This window comes from Nocardia sp. NPDC055321, from assembly GCF_053645575.1.
The window spans coordinates 235,382-256,900 of the sequence record NZ_JBSHMS010000005.1; the positions used below are offsets into that span (position 1 = coordinate 235,382).

Here is a 21,519-nt window from a genome sequence, read left to right on the forward strand (position 1 = left end):
GGGGCACAGGGGTATCTGATGAGTGCGTGCACGCAATGGTCAGGGGTCGAATGCAAGGCGTTCCGTCTTGCCGTGCGAATGACGCAGGAGGCGTTCGCCGATCATGTGGGGGTTTCGCTCGACGCTGTCAAGAAGTGGGAGCGTCGAGGCGCGACGATTCAGTTGACGCCTCGCTACGCGCGGCGCATGGACGACAAGCTGGCCGCGGCCGGAGGAGTTGTAGAGCAGCGCTTCTGGCAGTTGCTGCACACTCCGGCCGACCTCGTTACCGAGGGCGCACCAGCAGAATCGGTCGAGAGGGCCGACGCCGGCGATCACATCGTCGTGTCCGCGCGCACTCTCACCGGGGAGGTAGTACTGGTGGCTGTCCCTCGTCGGCAGTTCCTCGCCGGGATCGGTACAGGGGTGATCGGATCGGCGGTGACCTCGACCGTGATCGGCACCTCTGCAGGCAATCTCAACTATCGGGCGATGGCCGGATTGTTCGCCAACGCTCCGGTCGATCATGCCGCGCATTTTCAGAAGCGCCGAATGTCGCTGATCGACTCGGACAATCTCTACGGCTCGGCGCAGACGTTGCCGCACCTGCTCGCCGACCTCGCCCTGTTGCAGCAGCTGCACGCGGCGCGGGTGGGAAGTGGGCAGGAGATCCTGCGGTTGATGGCGATGTTTGCCGAGACCGCAGCCTGGGAATTTCAGGATCAAAGAGACTTCGAGAACGCCCAATACTGGGCCGATCGCGCGTTGCGGTGGTCTCACCAGCTCGGCGATGACTTCTACGTGGGCATCGCTCTCGCTCGTATGAGCCAGCTCGCGGGCGATCAGCGCGACTCGGTCAGTGCGATGGATCTGGCTGACGCGGCGAAACGCGCTGCGCCACCGAATACGTTGTTCATGGCCGCGATCGTGACCTTCCAGGCACACGCCTACGCGCTGGCCGGCGAGACCTCGCGCAGCGATCGGATGTACGACGAGGCGCGCAGCATCACCTCGCAAGCGACGTGTGATCAGAGCTGGGGCATGTTCGTCGATATCCCGTACATCGACGCGTTCCAGGCGTACAGCCAGGCCGAGACCGGTCGATATCGCACTGCCACAGATCAGTTCGAGTTCGTGATGACGCACATGCTGCCCGGCTATCCCCGGGACAAGGGTGTCTGTATGGCGCGATCGGCGGTGGCGCACATGGCCGACGGTGCGATCGAACCGGCCGCCGAGCTCGGGCTCGCGGCATTGGGGATCGGCCTGGGAACCGGCTCGGCCCGCATCCTGAGCAAGGTCGAGTGCCTGTCCGGCATGATCGATCCCGCGAGCAGACAACCCGGCGTCGGAGAGTTCCTCGACGCGTTCTCCACCTGGAAGGCCGAGAGTTGCCCCGACCGTACGTAGTTTCCTCCGTCGCAGTCAGCCTCGACGGATACATCGATGACATGTCCCCGGACCGGCTGCTGCTGTCCAACGACGCGGATTTCGATCGGGTCGACAAAGTGCGCGCGGAATCGGACGCCATCCTCATCGGAGCGGAAACAGTGCGCCGGGACAACCCGCGCTTGATGCTGCGCAGTCCAGAGCGTCAGCAAGCCCGCGTGGCCGCGGGGAAGCCGCCCAACCTGCTGAAAGTGACCGTCACCAGGTCCGGCGATCTCGACCCGGCCGCACGGATGTTCCATCATCACGTGGAGGCCGGCCGCCCGTTGATCTACACCACGGCCGAGGGCGCGGCGAAGATGGGCAGCGCGTTCGATGGGATCGCCGAGGTCATCGAACTAGAAGACACAGAAGGATTTTGGGAAGCCCTGCTCGACGACCTGGGCAACCGCGGCATCGCTCAGTTGATGATCGAGGGCGGCTCACACATCCATACCGCGATCCTGGAAGCCGACCTGGCCGATGAGTTGCATTATGTGCTGGCGCCGTTGCTGGTCGGCGACGCCGGTGCTCCTCGGTTCGTGAACCCTGCGGCGTTCCCTGGTGGGTCGCGGCGTCGGCTCGGTTTCATCGACTCGATCACTCTCGGCGATGTAGTCGTCCTGCGCTACCGTGCGAAGGCCGGTGGCGCAGAGGAGGGCAACCAATAGTCGTCGTGACCGAATCTTTTGTGAGGTAAGCAGATCGGTGCCGGCGGGTCGACCATGCGGTCAAGTTCGAATTCTCAAATGGTCGAAGCCGATCGAAAACAGGCTCGGCCACGTTCATCGCCGTCGCGCACGAGGCGGCATCCTGCCGGGCCGCGTGCCCGTGTGCCTCCACCGGTTGGTGGAGGTCTCGGCGTTTCGGCAGCAGGTACTCGAGCTCACATGGCGACGATGAGTGCTCGATAAATCGCGACTACTGTTGCCGCGCCGATGATTTCGCCGCGCTCAATCATTGCCGCCGCTTCTTCGAGTGGTATCCACCGGATGTCCTCGGCTTCGTTGATATCAGGTTTTGTGTCAGTGGGGTCCGCGCCTCGGGCGAGGTAGATCTGCTGGGGCTGATCGAGTGTGCCGATGGCCGGCTGGTAGGTCACCAGATGCTCCATTGTGCGAGGGCGCCAGCCGGTTTCCTCTTCCACCTCGCGTGCTGCGGCAACCGCGACATCCTCGGCATGGTCGACGTAGCCCCCGGGAAGTTCCCACACCCATCGATCGATGATGAATCGGTGTCGGTACATCAACAATACGTCGCGATTCTCGTTGAGTACCAACGTCATTGCGCACGGTGGCATCCGTGCCACGTACTGAGTGAAGAGCACGCCATCTGGTAGTTGGATGTCCACGGTGGAGAGTCGAATGTGCCGATTCTCGTCAACCAGTTGCTCGCCGAGGATGTTCCATTGCGTTGCACGCTCCACGATCCAGACAGTACGCCGCCCTCGGTCCCGCTGGTTGTAGGTCGGAGTGCGGCTCGGGTAGCTGCTCGGGCGGTTCCGCGAAGTGCTGAGGCGAAGCTCCACCTTGCTCACGCTACACATGAGACGTCATATGTAGCGTGATTGCGTCGAAAATGCGACTATCTATCCACGGCCCTGTTTGGAGCTACCGGATCGACCAAAGACGTTCGAAGGATGAGCAGATGACTGATGTCAGCGGCTCGGCGCTCACCGCCGCGCACCCGTACGACTACTACTACCGACCGGGAAAGCCGGTTCGACCTCGCCCGGGGTCCGCGGTTGCTTCCCCGGCGTGGCTGCGGCTGCGCACGGTATTGGGGTCGCGATGGATGGATGTGCGACTTACGCCGCAGGAGACTCCGATGACCCGGCTGGTGTCCGATCACATGTGGCAGGGCGACGAGCTGATGGATGCGGTCGTGGTCATGTTCCGGCGGGTCGGGCCGGCGAAGGGACGTAAGTGGCTCGATCAGGCCCTCGAGGAAGGCATCGATTCGCTGACCGACCCGCCCGAGGAATTGGTCGCGCTGTTCGAGCATTTGGACACCCCGCCGTCGTGGCACGATCCCGCGGCGTGGGATAGGGGTCGTGCGGCGTGGACGGATTCGTCGTTCTTGGGCAAGTTCGGTATGGCGCTGATCGATACCGCCTATACGACGATGCGTTATGACGTGTCCTCGGCGACCGGGTCGACGCGCTGGTTCGAGCAGAACGCGCTGTTCCGCAATCGCGACTCGGCCGCCTGGTTCGCCAGCCTCGGGACGCCGGGATCGATGGAGCGCTTCGCGGAGCCGTTCAAGAACACCGTTCGAGTGCGCCTGATGCACTCGCAGGTTCGGTATGGCCTCCGGCAGTCGCTGGGACCGGAAGCGTATGCCGAACGGGGAAATCCGATTCCGAACTCGACGATGGCCGGCGGTATCGGCGCCTTCGGGCTCAGCCCGTTGCTCATCGATCAGCATCTCGGACGCAAGGTCACCGACAGCGATCTGGAGGACGTCAACAAGTTCTTCGGCTACATCCTGTACGTGTTCGGCGTCTCCGAGGACATCATTCCGAGGAACTTCCGCGATGCCATCATCCTCACAGATTATGTAGCGGCACTGGGTGGTACGCCGGGAACCGAATTCTCGGTGCAGCTGAACAGAGTGTTCATGGAGTTCATCGCCGAGCTGACCGAGCTGTTCGCCGGCCCACTCGGTGGCAGAGTCGCCGAGAAGGTGCTGACACCGTTGCTGATGGGGTACGCGCATTTCCTCCTGGGAGAGACGCTGACCAAGGAAATGCTTCGGTCCCGTGGCGGAATCGGTGCAGCCCGAATGAAAATGCTCGCGGCCCTGGCTCGGGGCCTGGCTGCTACGGACGCCCGGGTGAAGGGCTATCGGGATCAGCTCCCGGGCGCGCGGGAGCGGCGTATGCGCGCGGCAGCGCATGGTGACCGGGCGTTGAACAAGACCGTGATGCTGCTCGAGATGGCCATCGCCAAGCGGGACGCGGCCCTGTCGGACGCGCCTACCTTCGCCGGTCACGACACCAGCACCGACGGACAGTTCGCACAGATCAACTGACCGCACGATGGGCATTTTCGGTTTCCGCCGGTCAGCGCGCCGACCTCACCTACGGGAGATTGCCGGTGGGGTAGCGCACGCCCCGCACGGTGCGAACCCTGCGGGCAGCTTCGAGGTAGAGCTGTCCGAATCGGGCTTCACAGTCCAAATCCCCACGGGCAAGAGCATTCTCGATGTAGTGACCGAGGCTGGCGTCGTCGCGCCGTCGCTGTGTCGACGTGGAATCTGCGGGACCTGCGAGACCACCGTCCTGGATGGCATCATCCAGCATCACGACCTGGTCCTGACCGAGGCGGAGCGCGTGCAGGGCGCCACGATGATGATCTGCGTCTCGCGCGCCGCGCTCGGGTGCACGCGGCTGGTCTTGGAACTGTGAACGTGGCGGAGCTCAGGTGTCAGTGCACCTGAGCTCCGTAGGAGTCGTTGAGCATCGGCGACAACATGTACTCGACCCGCGCGCGCACATCACCGGCCGGCGGACACAGGATCAAGATCACGATGGTGTTGGCCAGACCCTCGGCCGCGAGCTGCGGGTCGGTGTGCCGCAGCTGGCCCGCGGACATCGCTGTCTCGAGCACCGGAGCGGCGAGTTCGGCCATCCGCGCAATCAGGCGTGGCAGGCCGCGCTGGTCGGACATGAACTCGCCCAGCAATTCTGGCTCGGACTCGAGTACATGACGCAGCAGGGGTCGCTCCTGCCGCAGCGCCACCGCCCGCACCGCGGCATCGATGAACATCTGTGACCAGGCGTGACCGCTGAGCACGGCCGCGACGAGCTCGTCGAGAAACGTATAGACCGTGCGGCCGATGGCGAGCACGAAAGCGTCCTCGACCGAATCGATTTGGCGATATAGCGTAGTACGGGCGACGTTCATTTCTCGGGCCAGATTCGACATGGTGGTGCGTTGCAGGCCGTACCGAATCACCGCGCGCTCGGTCGCGTCTATCAGAGGATTCATCGCCTCGGTGGGGCGCGGCAGTGACCCGGTACCGGACATCAGCTGTATTAGTGTGTTGACGAGACCGGGATCTTTCCCGGTCTCGGATGTGCCACGCCGCCTCGCCTCGGACATGAACCGACCCTAACGCGTGGACACCTTGGCGGTAAAGTGTAGCGACAGGGTGACGTGGCATGGCGACTGTGTGTCACCGAAGCTAGGGCCGAAAAGGTTCGCTCAGCGTCCGAACATCAGGCGAAGCAGCTTGTCGAACAGTCGTGTTCGTCCCGCGCTGTTCGGGAACATGGTTGGTTCGTGAGCGGGCGCGAATCGGGTGATCAGCGTGGTGTGGGTATCGCAGTATTTGTGGATCCCCGCTGCACCGTGCCGCCCGCCCAGCCCGGATTCGCGGGCGCCCGCGAACGGGGCTTCCTGCACGAGGTAGCTCATCACCGCGTCGTTGATCCAGGTGTTTCCCGCGGTTAGTTGCCGTGCGAGCTGTTTGGCTTTGGCGATGTCACGGGTGAAGATACTCGAACCTAGACCGTATGGGCTGTCGTTGGCCAGGCGGACGGCTTCGGTCGCGTCGTTGACCCTCATGATCGGCAGGAGGGGCCCGAAGGTCTCCTCGGTCATACAGGCCATGGTGTGGTCGACATCGACCAGCACCGTCGGTTCGAAGAATTGCCCGTGCCCGGGTACCCGCCGGCCTCCGGCGAGGATGGATGCGCCCTTGTGCACGGCATCCTCGACGTGTCGTTCGATGATATCGAGTTGGGGTGCGGAGGTGATCGCTCCGATGTCGATGGATCCGAATGGCCCTGGCACACCTTGCCGCAACGAGGAGACCTTCTCGGTCACCTTGACCACGAACTCGTCGTAGATCGGTTCTTCGACGTAGATGCGTTCGACCGACATACACAGCTGTCCTGAGTTACGCAGCGCCCATTCGACGGCGACGTTCACCGCCCGATCGAGGTTGGCGTCAGCCAGGACGATCATGGGATCTTTGCCGCCGAGTTCGACCGAGCACGGGATCAGCCGTTCCCCACACCGTGCGGCGATACGGCGGCCGGTGCGTGTGGACCCGGTGAATTGGATCATGTCGACGGTATCCACCAGCGCCGCTCCGGTGGCTCCCGCTCCGGTCGCGATCTGTAGCACTCCTGCGGGGAATCCGGCTTCGAGTGCGCCTTCGATCACGAACTGCACTGCCAGCGGCGTAATTTCGCTCGGTTTGACGATCACGCTGTTGCCGGCCATCAACGCCGGCAATGCATCACCGATGCCGAGCGTGAGCGGGTAGTTCCACGGCGCGATAACTCCGACCACGCCGAGCGGCCGATGACGCACGATGACTTTCTTGCCGAGCATGAGCGGTGAGTGCTTGTGAGGGCTGGTCTTGGCGAGGTACTTACCCGCGTTCTTGGCCCAGAAGCCCATCGAATCGGCCACGTAATACAGCTCGGCCAGCAGCGCGTCTTCGCGGGTCTTTCCGTTCTCGGCCACGACGAGGTCGATGATCTGTTCCCGACGCGCGACGAACCATGAACGAAGCGCCCGTAGATGTTTGGCGCGTTGCGCGAATCCGATCGCCTCCCAGCCGGGTTGTGCGGCACGTGCGGTGCTCACGAGCTGCGCGACCTGCGCGGCGTTCATATCCTCGATCGTGCCGATCATTTCCCCGGTGGCCGGATTGTCGACCTCGATCAGATCGACGGATGCGGGCACGTCACGGGTAGAGGCGCTCATCGCGGATTCTCCTTGCTGGCGGTCGCGGACCTGCGAGAGGTGGTGCGGGCGGCGCGGGTGAAGTCTGCGCAACGCTCACCGATCATGATGGCGGCTGCGTTCGTGTTGCCCCGGATGATGGTCGGCATCACCGAAGCGTCTGCCACTCGCAGTCTTTCGATGCCGTGAACCCGGAGCTGGGAGTCCACCACACCCTGTGCGGGTGTGCCGATGCGCGCGGAACAGGTGGGATGGTAGGTGTGCTGGACCGTGGTACGGATCCAGTCGGCGATGTCCGCTCGTGACCGCACACCTGCACCCGGGGTGATCTCAGCGCCCAACAGGGTGCGCGCGCCGGGTGCGGAGGTGATGGTGCGGGCGAGTTCGACCGCGTCGACCATCTCGTCCATTTCCGACTGTGTGGACAGCATGTTGTAGGACACGGCCGGTTTACGGGAGGGGTCGTTCCCTCGGATGCGGACCGTGCCGCGACTGCGCGGGGCGATGTAGGACAGCCCGATGGTTGCCGCCGGCGCGTCCCAGGACATCGCGCCATGGTTGTAGAAGAACGCCGGGGCGAACAGAGCCTGAATGTTGGGGGCGGCCATCGTGGGATCGGTCCGCAGGTGCGCGCCGCATTCGGCGACATTGCTGGCCAGCTTTCCACGCCGGCGCAGCAGCCATGTTGCGAGGTGGCGGGGCTCTTGCGCGTCGAACAACCCGACATGCCCGGTCAATTCGTAGGTGAGATAAACCAGCGGATGCTCCATCAGATGCTCACCGACCGCAGGCAGGTCCAGGATCGGCTCCACCCCGGCGGCACGCAGATGCGCGGCCGGGCCGATGCCCGAATACTGGAGCAGCGCAGGGGTATTGAACGCGCCACCGGCGAGGATGATTTCAGTGGCGGCCTCGATTCGTTCGGTGCGGCCTTTGTGATCGGCCACCTCGACACCTACGGCTCTGTCCTTGCTAAGCAGGATTTTCGTGACCGTGGTCTTCGTGCGGATGGTGAGGTTGCGCCGGCGGGTGGAGCGTAGGTACGCCTCGGCGGCGCTGAATCGCATGCCCCGGTGTTGGGTGACGTCGAACTGACCAGCGCCTTCCTGCTCGGCGCCGTTGAAATCGTTGTTGGGAGCGATTTTCCAGGACTCGATCGCCGCGTCCACCAGTGCGAGGCTGACCGGATCGGGCTCGGGGATGCGCGTGACGTTCAACGGGCCGTCGATGCCGTGGAACTGGTCACGATGATGGTCGTTGTGTTCCGCGCGCCGGAAGTAGGGAAGGACCTCGTCGTAGGACCAGCCGGGTGCGCCGGAGGCCGACCAGTGGTCGTAGTCCAGGCGGTTGCCCCGAATGTAGATCATCGCGTTCATCGAACTCGATCCCCCGAGCATCTTGCCTCGCGGTGAGAAGATGCGGCGCCCACCCAGATGTGGTTCGGGTTCGGTCCAATAGTCCCAGTCCAATGGGGAATGAAACTGTGTGGCGAACGCGAGGGGTGCCTTCACCGCCAGCTTGCGATTGGTTCCGCCCGCCTCGATCAGCAAGACCCGTGCCGAACGGTCCTCGCTCAGCCGTGCCGCGACCGCGCATCCGCCCGAGCCCGCGCCGACCACGATGTAGTCGTATCCGCCTGCCATCACTGCTCCTGATTGTTGCTGAAGTTCACCGCGACCACTGCACAGGAGGCGGTGCAGAGGGTTGGCGTCTACACCGACGCGGGGGACCGCGGTGAGGCCACGATCGACTCGACCGACGATGCGGGGTTGTCGCCATTGGTCCCGAGGGCCCGGAATTCGTAGTCGTTCAAGTCGAAAGTGCGTGCGGCGTGCCAGGTATCGCGCGTGGACATCGGGCGTACGAATGCCGTATCACCATGGTGGTCGTAGTAGTAGCTGTTGGCGGTCGAGCAATTGCCCTGGGCCCACAGCGAATGCGACATGCGCTCGACCGCGGAAGCAGTCCACCGGTCGGCGGCGGAGTTGCGGACCTCCACACAAGTCGCCCCACGTTGCAAAGATTCATCGATGGTCCTGGTGATGTGGTGCGAGGCGGTTTCGACGAGGTCGTGCCAGGTCCCGCCGACCCATCCGTACGGACCGAAGATCGTGAAGTGGTTGGGCAGCCCCGGCATGGAGACGCTCTCGTAGGAGCGTGCACGGTTCTGCGCGAGGAACGTGGCCAGGTCGAACCCGTCGCGGCCACGCACAGGGGTCCGGGCGTAGACGGCAGGGTCACTCGCCAACCGGAATCCGGTGGCCAGGACGAGGATGTCGATATCCCGTACCGCCCCTGTGCTCGTTTCGACCCCGTCGCTGGTAAGACGGGCGATAGGGTCGGTGATGAGATCGACGTTGCCGCGATTGAAGGTCCGTAGGTACGCGTTCGAGGTGGCAGGGCGTTTGCACCCGAAGTCGTAGTCCGGCGTGAGCTGCCGGCGTATGTGCGGGTCGCGGACTTGCATTCGATACCAGATGTCGCGCAGCGCCCGAGTTCCTGCTCGATGGATCGGCGCGAGGCGCTCGTGCTCGAGCGCCAATCCCATGAGGAATACCTCCATCGCGCGCGCGGCCCCGTCGCGTACATGTCGCTGAAGCCCGGGCGCACGTCGGAACAGCTGCTCCACGCCCGGCGGAGTGGGGAAGTCGGGCTTGGGTGCCACCCAGATGGGAGTTCGCTGGTACACGTCCAGGTGGGAAGCCACCGGCGCGATCTCCGGGATTATCTGAACGGCACTCGCTCCCGTCCCGATGATCGCGACCCGCTTCCCGCTCAGATCGACATCGTGATCCCACGATGTCGACTGCACCACGACACCGCGAAAAGCGTTGAGCCCTTTGATATTCACTGGCTTGGGCTCAACGAAAGGCCCCATCGCGCTGATCACATACCGCGCGGTGCGCACCTGACCGCCGATGCTCAACCGCCACAGATGCCGGTCCTCGTCCCACTCGCGGCCGGTGACCTCGTTTCCGAACCGCACCTGTCGTCGGATGTCGAATCGGTCGGCGCATTCATCGATGTAGGACTTGACCTCCGCGCCCTTCGCGAATACCCGCGACCAGTTCGGTTTGAGCGCAAAGGTGAACTGGTACCCCTGCGCCGGCACGTCGACGCCCACGCCGGGGTAGGTGTTATCGCGCCACGTCCCCCCGATGTCGTCGGCCCGCTCGTAGATCACGACATCGCCGATTCCCGCCCGCTGCAAAGAGATCGCCATACCGATGCCACTGATGCCCGCGCCGATGATCGCCACCAGATTGTCGGGTTGTTCGGGCAGTTCAGTCGCATTTTTCTTACTCACCGCACACTCCAGTCGTCGATGGCTGTACGGATGAGGCTAGGCCGAAAGGGCGCGCATGTCGAGACATCAGGAAGAAATCGTCTCGTTGACTCTCGGAGTGTTCGAACCTACGCTCGGGCGATGCCGATCGATCATCATCTGACCGTGTGGGAGCCACTATGAAGCTGCCGGAGATCATGGTCAGAGCTCTGTCTCTAGGTGCGCATGTCGCTCGAAATCAACTGCAAGGCAGCAGAAACGGTCGCGCAGCATCAACGTTGAGTCCGGGCGAGCACGCCATTGTGGAGGTCGACGCCAAACGTGTCGGCGTCGTCTGCGACCGGGCCGGTGTACTGCACGCCGTAGAGGCTCGCTGCACGCACATCGACTGGGAACTGGACTTCGATCACCGCACGGTGAGTTGGAAGTGCCCACGCCACGGCGCACGGTTCTCGATCGACGGCTCGGTGCTCGAGGGTCCCGCGACGACCGCGCTGTCGCAGGTCGAACTGCCCACGAATCTCATCACGAAGCTACGACCGAATCGCGATGTCACCAGTTAACGCTCGTAGTCGGCGTCGGCGCGTCGAGCCGGCGGCACAGGGACTCGGCCTGCGTCGCGCTTTTCGTCAGGACACCCAGCCGTTGGCCCGCGCGCCCAGCTGGTGCCGAGTGATCGGCAATACCGTTGTGCTACACAAGGTGTGGAAGTTAGTTCGCTTGTCGGCAGAAGACTGCCATGATGTTCGATCAGTAAGATTCGGTTGAATCCCGCGACCCGATGCTCAAACGCCGCACCGGGTCGCGATGGTTCGTTTCTCTGTAGACCGGTTTGTCAGCTCAGCTCTCGGCGGGGACCGTGCCGTTCGCGATCGCCACTACGTGGACCGATGGTTCGGGTCGCTGCCGGTACATCTGCTCGATCTCGGCGAGATATTTCGCGTCGATCACTCTGCGGCGCAACTTCATCGTCAACGTGAGTTCCTCACCGCCGGGCTCCCAGAAGGTCGGGAGCACGATGAAACGTTTGATCTGCTCCACCCGTGCCAGGCGCTGATTTCCCGCGGTGATTCCGGTCGCGATCTCAGCGATCACCTCGGGATCGGTCGTCAACGCCAAGGCCGAGGTGTCGGTGAGTCCACGTGCAAGTGCCCGGGCGGGGGCGATCTCGGCGTCGAGCACGATCAGCGCTGTGTTGAACACGCGCGCATCGCCGATGACCGCCATCGCGCCGATCAGTGGGGTCGCCGCTTTAATGACGTTCTCGATATTGGCCGGCGACATGTTCTTTCCCGCAGAGTTGATGATCAGCTCTTTCTTACGGTCGACGATGCGTAAGAAGCCGTCTTCGTCGACGGTGAACACGTCTCCGGTATGCAGCCAGCCGTCCGCGTCGATCGCCTCGGCCGTTTTCTCCGGCTCGTTGCGGTATCCCTTCATCACCAAGGGGCCACGCACGAGCAATTCACCATCGTCAGCGAGCCGGTGCTCCATGCCGGGGAGCATTCGCCCGACCGTCCCGAGTTTGGTGTCACGAGGGTGTGAAGCGCTGGCGACGCAGCTGAGTTCGGACATACCCCAGATCTCGGCGATCGGAATCCCTAGTCCCGCAAAGAATCCGAGTGTCTCCGGTGGGATCGGCGCGGCTCCGGACAAGGCCCAGCGCAGCTGCTCGAGCCCGAGGTTCGCGCGCAGCTGTGACAGCACGGCCGCATCGGCGATCTCCCACTCCTGTCGAAGGCTCTCGGACATCGGCTCGCCCGCAAGCTCGGCTGTCGCGCGCTGAGCCGCGACCGACAATGCCCACCGCAGGGCGTGCCGGCGGTCCGGGTCCGGCTCTTTGTCCACCGCGAGTTCGATGGCGGCTTTGAGTTTTTCCCACACCCGCGGTACCGCTCCCCAGATTGTCGGCCGCACGTCGGTCAAGGCGGCCGCGATCTGTTTGGCATCGGCGACCGCGGTGATCTGTGTTCCGTAGACCTCGTGCAGGTACAACGCGGTGAATCTGTCCGCGATATGTGCGGAGGGCATGAACGAAGTGATCCGATCGCCGAACCGGACATCGAAGATGCTGCCGAACGCGTAGGCCTCGGCGAGCAGGTTCTCGTGGGTGGTTTCCACCCCCTTCGGATTGCCGGTGGTGCCCGAGGTGTAGATCAAGGTCGCGACATCATCGGGTTGTACTGCGCGCCAGCCAGCCTCGAAGTCGTAGGCGGGGTCGGCGTGCCCGAGGAACTGCTCCACGGTGAGTGTGCCCTCTATTGCCCCGTCCAGGACGACGATCCACTCGATCGCCGCTCCGCTGGCGCGGACTTTATCCACGTATTGGGCCTCGCACACCACCATTCGGTTCCCGGCATTGGCGAACACGTGGGCCAGCTGTTCCGGCGCCAGGGTGTTGTACACCGAGAAGGATGTCGCCCCGATGTGCTGGGCGCCGATTTCGAGGGGGTAGAACTCAACGCGGTTCGCCATCATCAGCGCGACGGTGTCACCGCGACCGAGCCCGAGCCCGGACATGGCCGTGGCGACCTGCCGTACTTGCCGGGAGTACTCGAGCCAGGTCAGCGATTGCGCGTCACCAGGTGTGCGCACGGCGATCGCCGAGGGATCTGTGGCGGCTGTCTGTTGAAAGGCGGAGCAGAGGGTGCTGGGTCGTTCGGGCATGGTAGCTCCTCCCATGCCGCTGTCCGCGGCATCGGTGTGTAGTGGATGGCGATCGAGGCCGGCGGGCTTTCAGGCGCTTCGCGGGTCGTGGAATCCGCTGTTGCTCAGGTGTGTTCGTGCGAAGGCTGCGCATTCGTCTAGAGCGAGTCGGCTTTCGGGCATCGTGGGAAACAGTGCGGGGAATGCGTGGACCTGCCCTTCCCAGAGGTGCAGCGCACACGGCGTCCCCGCGGCATTGAGACGCGAATGCATGAGCTCGGCGTCCAGCCGCAGGACTTCGGTGGTCGAAGCGAGTAGTAGAGCCGGTGGCAACTCGGTCAAGTCGGCGTCGACCGGCGACAAGGAATGATCGCGCCGGTGTGGCGCGCCGAGCTTGCTCACCTTGTCCAGAAGGTTCGCGGGAAGGTAGGAGTCTGTGTACGAGTTCGGGTGTGCGAGTTTGCTCGCGCAGTCCAGGTCCAGCCAGGGTGAGATGCCGATCAGTGCGGCCGGTGTCGGTAAACCCGCATCGCGGGCGCGGATCGCGGTGGCGAACACCAGGAAACCGCCGGCCGAGTCGCCGGCGAAGACAACTCGCTCATGACTGCCGACCTGGTCGAGCAACCATCTGTAGGCGGTGACGCCGTCATCGATGGAGCCGGTGATCGGCACGTGGGGCAGCTGCCGGTAGACCAGGTGCACCACCGGCCGACCGGTCCTCCGGGCCAGTGCGGCCACAACCGGGCGATGAGTGTTCAGGCCCCCCAACACGAATGCGCCCCCATGAAAGTAGAGGATCGCGCCGTGCCGCAATGAGGTCTCGCCTTGGCGTGGTCGCACTATCTCCGCGCCGAAGCCTGCGAGCTGGACTGGCTCGCAGGTGATGTCGGCGGGCGTGGCCCGGGTGAACCCCGCGATGGAGTCGATCGATCCCGCAGCGCGAAGTGAGCGCGGAGACAGCGAAATACGTTGCAGCACAGGCTTTATCAGTGCTTCAGCGAGTCGCGCTCCGACCGCCGACTGCCTACTCGCTCGCCCGTGCAGCGCCACCCTGATCTCGGGCACGGGGGTCTCCATTCCTCGGGATGGGTCGGACGGTTCGAAGCTAACACCGCGCACCTGCGTTGTCGAGACGAACGGACAAATATGTCTCGTTGACTCGGAAGGCTTACGGATTTACATTTGCCCCATGCCAATGATCAAAGAGCCACTACGTTGCGAGGACGCGGGCTTTTTCGGCCCCGATTCCATCTCCTGGCGCATCAGCGGGCCCACTGTGGTGCCGGGTGTCGTCGCAGCGGGCGCGTACTTCTTCGCCAATCCCTGGAACGCGACCATCGGAATCGACAACACCACCGGCCGCACCGATCCGATGAAGCGGATCGTGCTCACCTCGGAGTACATGTTCGCGATCTACTTCGGGGACCGTGCGACCGCGCGCCACGCTGCCGAGGTGGTGAACCGTATCCACGACCACGTGCGCGGAACGTGGGCTCCGACCGGTGATCGTGTGCATTCGGCGTCGGAGCCGCGAAACCTGTTGTGGCTGTTGATTCCCTATGGACAGTGCACCCTGGACGCGTACGACGCTTACGGTCCGCGCCGTCTCACTCGTGCGGAGCGGGATCGCTACTGGCGTGAGGAAAGCTCGATCGTGGGTGAGCTCAATCGGATTCCCGCGGACATGATGCCCAGGAGTCAGGCCGACGCCGATGCTTATCTCGCTGCGGAACGTCCGAACTTGGCGATGACCGAAGCCGGGCGCGGCGTCGCGGATCTGGTATTTCCGCCGAGAGTGGCCGGGGTGCTGCCACACCCCGCCGCGGTGCCGGTGCAGATCGCGGCATCCTCGGGTATCGCGTTGATCCCCGACCATCTGATGCGTCTGATGGGTGAAACTCCCTACCCGTCGGCGATGAAGGCTGCCATTAGGGCAGTCCACCGGCCCTTGTTCGCGGCAATGGCCAGTACCCCAGGCGTGCGCGATGCTATTCCGCTCAGTGTCAGCGCACCACTGCGCGCTCTCGTTCGACGCGCCCGAACCGCCGCGCGTACAGGCGAATACGATGCGCCGGTTGGTGACCGCGCACCCGGTGAACTCGTGCGGTTCGCTCGATGACCCACCGCCGGGCAGGTTCGCACCTCAACACTCGATACACAGATACGGTAATGTCTCACGGCAAAACCGACGTGGGTGGAAGCACTGCTTTCCATCAGGCGAGTGAGGCGGTGCGAGGTGCCCGGCAAGGACAACGCGAACGAGCCGACGCAGGCCGGCGATACCTCCGCGGAGATTACCGAGCAGATTCTGGCCGCCGCGCAGGACGAGTTCGAGTTGATCGGCATCCGTCGCGCCAGCATGAGTGACATCGCCAAACGTGCCGGGCTGGGCCGAGCGACGGTCTACCGTCGCTTTCCGGGCAAAGACAGTCTCGTCGAAGCGGTTGGCGCACGCGAGATGATGGCCGTGCTCGCGCGGGTCGTCGCTGCGATCTCCGACTGCGAGAGTGTTGCGGACGCTGTTGTGCAGATTGTCGTCAGTAGCGCCCGTGAGCTGCGCGAAAATGCGCTACTCAATCGACTGCTGGCCACCGAGCCCGAAGAGGTCTACAGCTACGCCGCCAACGGCGGTGGCGCCACGTTGGCTGTCGCGCGAGTATTCATCCTCCAGTATTTGGAATCCATGCCGGGAAACGGGTTGCCCGACACCGCCCATGTGGAAAAGGCAACAGAAGTGATGATCCGCCTCGCCGTCACTCAGCTATTGATCCCGGAGGGGGTCATTCCCTTCGCTGATGACGCCGGTATGGCGCAATTCGCCCGCGATTTCCTGGTCCCCATCGTCACCGGGGCTACCTTGCAGGCCGCAAAAGCCTAGCCTTCGGAATAGCTACCCTCTTCGGAAAACCACTGCTCCGCGCCTGTTTTCTATCGACGCGAGCTCGCTCGCGGGCCGGCGTCCAAGGGTGTAGTCGACTCCGCATGCCTGCGCAGTGAGACATATAGACGAAAAAGTCCTGTTGACACGGAGTGTCCCCAGGGCATAGCTTGACAAACATGCCCGGGGGTCGTGAGCAACTACGGCGCACGAATAGAAAGAAACGATATGGTACGTCTGCACACCACCGGAGTAATCGAGCGTCCGGTCGATCAAGTATTTGAATATGTCGCCGATTATCGACGACTTACCGAGTGGGTTTTCGGAATTACCCGCGTCCGCTCGGTGGGTAACACCGACTATGGTCCCGGCGCGGTCTACGAGGGCGCGGTGGACCTCGGCCCGAAAACGCTGAGTGCCACAGCACGCATCAGCGAATGGGAGGAGAACCGGGTCATCGGGCTCGAGTCGGTGGCCGGCTTCGAATTCACGGCAACCCTGCAACTGCGCGCTCAAGCCACGCGGCACACCGCGCTCGCTATAGAACTCGTCTACGGAACCTCCGGAGGCGTTGCCGCAAAAGCTGTAGCCCGCGGTCTGGAGCCTCTCTTGGCAATGGCCGCGCGGCACACCACCGAAAAGCTATGCGCCGCATGTACTGCGGCTGCTCCCGCACGGTGACATCCGACGCCGTCGACCTTCCGCTGTACGCGACCTGATTCACCAGATCGGGAAGCGTAGCGGAACACATTCCCGCAGAACGGATCCGGTGATTTGTCCATGCCAACGCAGACCGAAGTGCCCCCTCCAGCCAGCCACGTGCAGATCGTTCGGAAGAACTTCTCCGACACGGTCCTGGCGGGCTTGCGTACCTTCGGCCGCGGTGTACGTGTCGGCCGACAGGCCGTCAGCGGCGCGGTTGGCGACATCGTCCGGATGCGGTTCCCCTGGCGGGAAATGGCCCAGCAATGCTGGTATCTGATCACGGTAACCACGATCCCGGCGATCCTGATGGCGATCCCCTTCGGGGTCATCGTGTCACTACAGGTCGGCAACCTGATCCATCAGCTCGGCGCCGATTCGCTGCTGGGCGCCGCAGGCGGGCTCGGGGTGATCAAACAGGGCGCGCCGATGGCGACCGGACTTCTGCTGGGTGGTGCCGGCGCGGCGGCGATCGCCGCTGATCTGGGTGCGCGGACGATCCGCGAAGAGATAGACGCGCTGAAAGTCATGGGTATCAACCCGATTCATCGTTTGGTGATACCACGGATGGTGGCGATGACCATCGTCGCTCCGCTGCTCAATGTCTTGATCATCTTCGTGGGCGTCATCGCGGGATACGCCGTCGCGATCAGCGCCCAGGGCGTGACCCCGGGCAGTTACTGGGCGACCTTCGGCTCCTTCGCCACTGTCGCCGATGTCTGGGTCTCGCTGCTCAAGTCGATCGTGTTCGGCTTCCTTGTCGTCCTCATCGCGTGCCAGCGCGGGCTCGAGGCGAAAGGTGGGCCGCGTGGTGTCGCCGATGGCGTCAACGCCGCGGTCGTGCTCTCGGTGGTGGCGGTCGTGATCGTCAACCTGTTCATCACCCAGCTGACCACGATGTTTCTGCCGACCCGGGTGGCGTGATGACTGCCAGCAGTTACGCGCCAAGGGGATTGGGCTGGGCGTATCGGGTGGTGCGAAATCGCGGCAAGCTACTCGCCCCCGTCGACACCGTCGGGTTCGTGCTGAGTTTCATCTGGCAGGCGTTGTCGTCGATTCCGCTGGCGCTGAGCAAGTACCGCCAGGAAACGATGCGGGCGACCACCGACATGATGTGGGGCCGCGGATCGATCATCGTCGGCGGTGGCACCGTGCCGATGTTGGCGGTACTAGGCATCGTCATCGGGGCCTCGGTGGGCATCGAGTCTTTCGCGACGCTGGACATGATCGGACTCGGGCCGGTGAGCGGAGTGGTATCGGCGTTCGCCAACACCCGGGAGTTGGCACCGATCGCAGCGGGAATCGGATTCGCCGCTCAAGCCGGCTGCCGGATGACCGCCGAGATCGGCTCCATGCGCATCTCGGAGGAGATCGACGCGATGGAATCGCTGGGTCTGCGCTCGATTCCGTTCGTTGTCACCACCAGAGTGATCGCGGGCGCCGTCGCCTTGGTGCCGACATTCCTGATCGCGCTGATCCTGAGCTACTACGCCTGCGGCGCGGTCATCGTTTCCCTGCACGGCGAGGCCGACGGCGTCTACGACCACTACTTCGATCAGTTCGTCAACGGGTTCGATATCCTCGCCGCGGTCGTCAAGGTGCTTGTGTTCGGTGTCGCGGTCATCCTGATCCATTGCTACCAAGGCTTTTTCGCCGCCGGTGGACCCGAAGGAGTCGGTATCGCTTCGGGGCGAGCGGTCCGGGCAAGTTTCGTCGCCATCATCGCCCTGGACATGCTGCTCAGCATCGCAATGTGGGGCTTTCACTCATCCATCAGTTTCACGGGGTAGGGGTATGCCGAAATACGGATTTCCCGGCGTCGGGGTCACCGAACGCGGTGCGCGCCGACTCGGCGTTCTGGCCGCTGTCGCGGTCCTCGCAGGGGTGGGCACCGCAGCGGTGGTCGGGCAGATGAACCAGGATGAGCGTTTGCGGCTGGTCTTGGTCACCGAACAAGTAGGAGACGGTGTCGTCGCCGGCACGCCGGTTCGACTGGACGGCGTCCAAGTCGGCTCGGTCGAGTCCATCGATATCGGTGACGCCGGGCGCCAGCAGGTCACCGTGCGCTTGGACAGCGATCGCCTGCGCGGGGTCACCGACAGCCTGCACGTCAGCTACGCGCCATCGAACCTATTCGGTATCAGCGAGTTGGGCATCGAACGGTGGGTGGGTGGGACACCGCTGCGCGACGGCCAGTTGATCGACCTGACCGGGGATCGGGCCCAGCGAATTCAGGATGTCACCATGGGCAACTTGATTCGGTCGCTGTCGCGCACCACCACCGAGGTGCTCACCCCCGAACTGGCCGAGACCTTGGCGACACTGGCCGCGGATCTGGAAGCATTCACCCCCTTGCTGGAAGCGATGATCACTACCGGTCGTGCCGTCGCAGACACCCAGCAGCTGCCGGCGTCGTTCCTGTTGAACCAGTACGCCTCGACCCTTGCCGGTGGTGCCCCGATGATCGCGGGCACGGTGCAGATACTCGACACACTCACGAACATCGACATCCTTCAGACGCGGCGGCCTCTGTTCGACGTGACGATCAAAACCGCTGTGAACGAACTGTTTCCGGGTCTGGCCGGGCTGCTGTTCACCGCGCAGCGATACGGGACCGACTACACCGACATGGCGACTCCACTATTGACACAGCTTGCGCGTACGGTGCCTGACCCTGCCTTGTCGAGTGCGCAGTTGCAGGAACTGATCGCTCGGCTCAACAGCGCATTCACCGAGACCCCGGCGGGTACGGCCCTGGATCTCGCACTCACTCTTCGCGGAATGCCCGCGATCTCGGTACCACTGCTCGGCAGTACTCCGGGGCTCGGCGGTGGGCGATGAGACCGGCATTCGCTCTGGCATTAAAACTGCTGTCCTTTGTTGCTGTCGCGGCGTTGCTGCTGACCTGCGTCATTCACGCGATCACTCGGCCCGTGAGCGGCGATACCCACAGCTACACAGCGGTATTCACCGATGCGAACGGACTCAAGACCGGCGACGACGTACGCATGAACGGAGTTCATGTCGGAAAAGTCGCCACTATCGACCTGGTCGGAAACGTTGCCGAGGTCGGTGTCACCGTCCAACGGGACCACGAGCTCTACGACACGAGCACGCTGGCTGTGCGTTACCAGAATCTCACCGGCCAACGCTATGTCGATGTCGTTCAGCCCAAGCAGCCCGGTTCCCCGTTGGGGCATGACGCCAGAATCGGTACCGAGCACACCATTCCGTCGTTCGACATCACCGCACTGTTCAACGGGCTCCAGCCGGTGCTGGCGGAGTTCTCGCCAACTGCGCTGAATCAGTTCGCCGAGTCCATGCTCGCGGTCATCGAAGGAAACGACACCGGTATCGGGCCGGCTCTCGACGCGATCGCGAAGCTCGGCGACTACGTCACCGACCGGCAGACGGTCATCTCGACGCTGATGGCGAACCTCGACCACATCTCCACCCAACTCGGCGGCCGCTCGACCCACCTGGTGACGCTCATCCGTGGACTCACCACCGTATTCACCACACTGCAAGCCAAATTCGACGGTGTCGTCGACTTCGCGCTGACCGCGCCACCCGTGCTCACACCCATCAACAGTCTGCTCGAGACCCTCGGGCTCACACCCGATGCCAACCCGGACCTGGATCACCTCATCAGCGTGCTGTTCCCCGATCCGGAGCAGGCCGTAGAACTACTGGGCCGACTACCCGCCCTGGTGCAATCGCTCACCGCGCTCATCCCCGACACCGGTCCAGGCGTAGACCTGGCCTGCTCCCATGGCGCCGCAGCCGCACCAGCACCACTACAGATTCTGCTTCAGGGGCAAAGGATCTCGATATGCCAGCGATGAAAACGATGCTGCTCGACACGGTCCGGCGCCGAGCCACCGCGATTCCTACCGACGAACAGTCCGCGCGCTCGGATCTGCGGCTGGGCATCGTCGGAGCTGTCGTGGTGTCGCTCATGCTGATTGCCAGCGCACTGTTCTACGTTCTGCCGATCGGGGAGTCGAGGTACACCGCGATGCTCGATGAGGCCGGTTCGGTGCGCGCGGGCGACGATATCCGCATCGCGGGAATCTCGGTCGGCACCGTCGACTCGATCGAACTGCAGGACGATGACCGCGTGCGGATGCGGTTCACCGTGCGCGAGGAGGTGTTCGTCGGCGAGCAGAGCACCCTCGAGGTCAAGATGCTGACCCTCGTCGGCGGTCACTACGTGGCCCTGACCTCCGCGGGAGCTACTGCGCTGGGTGACAAAGCCATTCCCGCCGAGCGTGTGCGCTTGCCCTATAACCTCGCACAGGCATTTCAGGACGCTGCCACACCGCTGCGCACGATCGACGGCGACACCTTGCGCCGTAACCTGGCAGCCCTGCACACCTCGATCGCCGCGAGCCCCGACAGCCTGCGCCGGGCAGGAACCGCGATCGACTCACTGGCCGGCATCCTGGTCAAGCAGAACGAACAGGTCTCGCGCGCACTCACCGTGGCTGATGAATACCTGACCGCGATCGACACCTCGAAGTCGATGGTCAAGCAGCTGGTCGCCAAATTGAACCTGCTGCAAACCGTGGTGATCGACAAGCAAGCGGAGATCGGTGAGGCGCTGCGCATCACCGACGAAGCGCTCTCGCGCCTGGCCGCGATCGGCCCGGCGTGGGACACCACCCTCGAGCCGATGGCTCGAAAACTCGGGGCCGCCCTACCCGAGCTCCAGCGCCTGGGCGGACGCCTCGGAGAGGCCGCCGCCAGCGTTCACGACATGCTCGCACGGTTGCAGCCTCTCATCGCCCCCGCCGGTGAACTCGGCCTCGACCATTCCGCGGCCGTCCTCGACCTCGCCGCGCTGTGTATCCCGGTCCCGGGAAGGGCGTGCTGATGCTGCGCCGGTTCCTAGCGAC

At 63.8% G+C, this 21,519-nt stretch carries 20 protein-coding genes; 13 read left to right on the forward strand and 7 right to left on the reverse strand.

What is annotated here, in order from left to right; genetic code table 11:
* The first annotated feature begins 18 nt into the window (after positions 1–18).
* Positions 19–1,389 carry a helix-turn-helix domain-containing protein gene (locus ACWIGI_RS10230; RefSeq protein ID WP_454202032.1) on the forward strand — a complete coding sequence of 457 codons (1,371 nt, stop codon included), beginning with the start codon at positions 19–21 and terminating at the stop codon, positions 1,387–1,389.
* A gap of 41 nt (positions 1,390–1,430) precedes the next feature.
* Positions 1,431–2,078: a RibD family protein gene (locus tag ACWIGI_RS10235; protein WP_454202033.1), complete on the forward strand. Its 648-nt coding sequence runs from the start codon at positions 1,431–1,433 to the stop codon at positions 2,076–2,078.
* A gap of 215 nt (positions 2,079–2,293) precedes the next feature.
* Here ACWIGI_RS10235 and ACWIGI_RS10240 read toward each other — a convergent pair whose 3' ends face one another.
* Positions 2,294–2,833, reverse strand: a complete 540-nt coding sequence (locus tag ACWIGI_RS10240) for an NUDIX hydrolase (RefSeq protein WP_454202034.1) — start codon at positions 2,831–2,833, stop codon at positions 2,294–2,296.
* 401 nt (positions 2,834–3,234) lie between these two features.
* Between ACWIGI_RS10240 and ACWIGI_RS10245 the strand changes: the two genes are divergently transcribed.
* Together ACWIGI_RS10245 and ACWIGI_RS10250 are read left to right on the forward strand one after the other, a co-directional pair.
* Entirely contained in the window at positions 3,235–4,440 is a 1,206-nt protein-coding gene (locus tag ACWIGI_RS10245) for an oxygenase MpaB family protein (protein ID WP_454202035.1), read from the forward strand.
* Between the two features lie 7 nt (positions 4,441–4,447).
* Entirely contained in the window at positions 4,448–4,816 is a 369-nt protein-coding gene (locus ACWIGI_RS10250; protein WP_454202036.1) for a 2Fe-2S iron-sulfur cluster-binding protein, read from the forward strand.
* Positions 4,817–4,835: 19 nt separating this feature from the next.
* On the opposite strand, the gene ACWIGI_RS10255 is transcribed toward ACWIGI_RS10250, so the two are convergent.
* The 4 genes from ACWIGI_RS10255 to ACWIGI_RS10270 all read right to left on the reverse strand — a co-directional run bounded on the left by ACWIGI_RS10255 (position 4,836) and on the right by ACWIGI_RS10270 (position 10,368).
* Positions 4,836–5,513 (reverse strand): TetR/AcrR family transcriptional regulator, encoded by a 678-nt coding sequence (locus tag ACWIGI_RS10255; protein ID WP_454202037.1) that lies wholly within the window; start codon positions 5,511–5,513, stop codon positions 4,836–4,838.
* Between the two features lie 102 nt (positions 5,514–5,615).
* Positions 5,616–7,130 (reverse strand): aldehyde dehydrogenase family protein, encoded by a 1,515-nt coding sequence (locus ACWIGI_RS10260; protein ID WP_454202038.1) that lies wholly within the window; start codon positions 7,128–7,130, stop codon positions 5,616–5,618.
* Positions 7,127–8,728, reverse strand: coding sequence for a GMC family oxidoreductase (locus tag ACWIGI_RS10265; protein ID WP_454202039.1), 1,602 nt, complete (start codon positions 8,726–8,728; stop codon positions 7,127–7,129). The genes ACWIGI_RS10260 and ACWIGI_RS10265 overlap by 4 nt, the downstream gene beginning before the upstream one ends.
* A gap of 92 nt (positions 8,729–8,820) precedes the next feature.
* Positions 8,821–10,368 (reverse strand): flavin-containing monooxygenase, encoded by a 1,548-nt coding sequence (locus ACWIGI_RS10270; protein WP_454202040.1) that lies wholly within the window; start codon positions 10,366–10,368, stop codon positions 8,821–8,823.
* A gap of 206 nt (positions 10,369–10,574) precedes the next feature.
* On the opposite strand from ACWIGI_RS10270, the gene ACWIGI_RS10275 reads away from it, so the two are divergent.
* Positions 10,575–10,958: a Rieske 2Fe-2S domain-containing protein gene (locus ACWIGI_RS10275; protein ID WP_454202041.1), complete on the forward strand. Its 384-nt coding sequence runs from the start codon at positions 10,575–10,577 to the stop codon at positions 10,956–10,958.
* A 277-nt stretch (positions 10,959–11,235) separates the two neighbouring features.
* Here ACWIGI_RS10275 and fadD11 read toward each other — a convergent pair whose 3' ends face one another.
* Both fadD11 and ACWIGI_RS10285 read right to left on the reverse strand, forming a co-directional pair.
* Positions 11,236–13,077: a fatty acid--CoA ligase FadD11 gene (gene fadD11, locus ACWIGI_RS10280; protein WP_454202042.1), complete on the reverse strand. Its 1,842-nt coding sequence runs from the start codon at positions 13,075–13,077 to the stop codon at positions 11,236–11,238.
* A 54-nt stretch (positions 13,078–13,131) separates the two neighbouring features.
* Positions 13,132–14,091, reverse strand: a complete 960-nt coding sequence (locus ACWIGI_RS10285; protein WP_454202043.1) for an alpha/beta hydrolase — start codon at positions 14,089–14,091, stop codon at positions 13,132–13,134.
* Between the two features lie 139 nt (positions 14,092–14,230).
* On the opposite strand from ACWIGI_RS10285, the gene ACWIGI_RS10290 reads away from it, so the two are divergent.
* The 8 genes from ACWIGI_RS10290 (at position 14,231) to ACWIGI_RS10325 (ending at position 21,497) form a co-directional block, all read left to right on the forward strand.
* Entirely contained in the window at positions 14,231–15,160 is a 930-nt protein-coding gene (locus tag ACWIGI_RS10290) for an oxygenase MpaB family protein (RefSeq protein WP_454202044.1), read from the forward strand.
* A 117-nt stretch (positions 15,161–15,277) separates the two neighbouring features.
* Positions 15,278–15,919: a TetR/AcrR family transcriptional regulator gene (locus ACWIGI_RS10295; protein ID WP_454202045.1), complete on the forward strand. Its 642-nt coding sequence runs from the start codon at positions 15,278–15,280 to the stop codon at positions 15,917–15,919.
* 192 nt (positions 15,920–16,111) lie between these two features.
* On the forward strand, positions 16,112–16,600 hold the full coding sequence (locus ACWIGI_RS10300) for an SRPBCC family protein (RefSeq protein ID WP_454202046.1): 489 nt from the start codon (positions 16,112–16,114) through the stop codon (positions 16,598–16,600).
* Between the two features lie 99 nt (positions 16,601–16,699).
* Positions 16,700–17,545 (forward strand): MlaE family ABC transporter permease, encoded by an 846-nt coding sequence (locus ACWIGI_RS10305; RefSeq protein WP_454202047.1) that lies wholly within the window; start codon positions 16,700–16,702, stop codon positions 17,543–17,545.
* Positions 17,545–18,411, forward strand: a complete 867-nt coding sequence (locus tag ACWIGI_RS10310) for an ABC transporter permease (protein ID WP_454202048.1) — start codon at positions 17,545–17,547, stop codon at positions 18,409–18,411. The genes ACWIGI_RS10305 and ACWIGI_RS10310 overlap by 1 nt, the downstream gene beginning before the upstream one ends.
* Positions 18,412–18,505: 94 nt before the next feature.
* A complete protein-coding gene (locus tag ACWIGI_RS10315; protein ID WP_454202049.1) occupies positions 18,506–19,462 on the forward strand; it encodes an MlaD family protein in 957 nt (318 codons plus the stop codon).
* Positions 19,459–20,466: an MlaD family protein gene (locus tag ACWIGI_RS10320; protein ID WP_454202050.1), complete on the forward strand. Its 1,008-nt coding sequence runs from the start codon at positions 19,459–19,461 to the stop codon at positions 20,464–20,466. The genes ACWIGI_RS10315 and ACWIGI_RS10320 overlap by 4 nt, the downstream gene beginning before the upstream one ends.
* Positions 20,454–21,497 (forward strand): MlaD family protein, encoded by a 1,044-nt coding sequence (locus ACWIGI_RS10325; RefSeq protein WP_454202051.1) that lies wholly within the window; start codon positions 20,454–20,456, stop codon positions 21,495–21,497. The genes ACWIGI_RS10320 and ACWIGI_RS10325 overlap by 13 nt, the downstream gene beginning before the upstream one ends.
* Positions 21,498–21,519 lie beyond the last annotated feature (22 nt).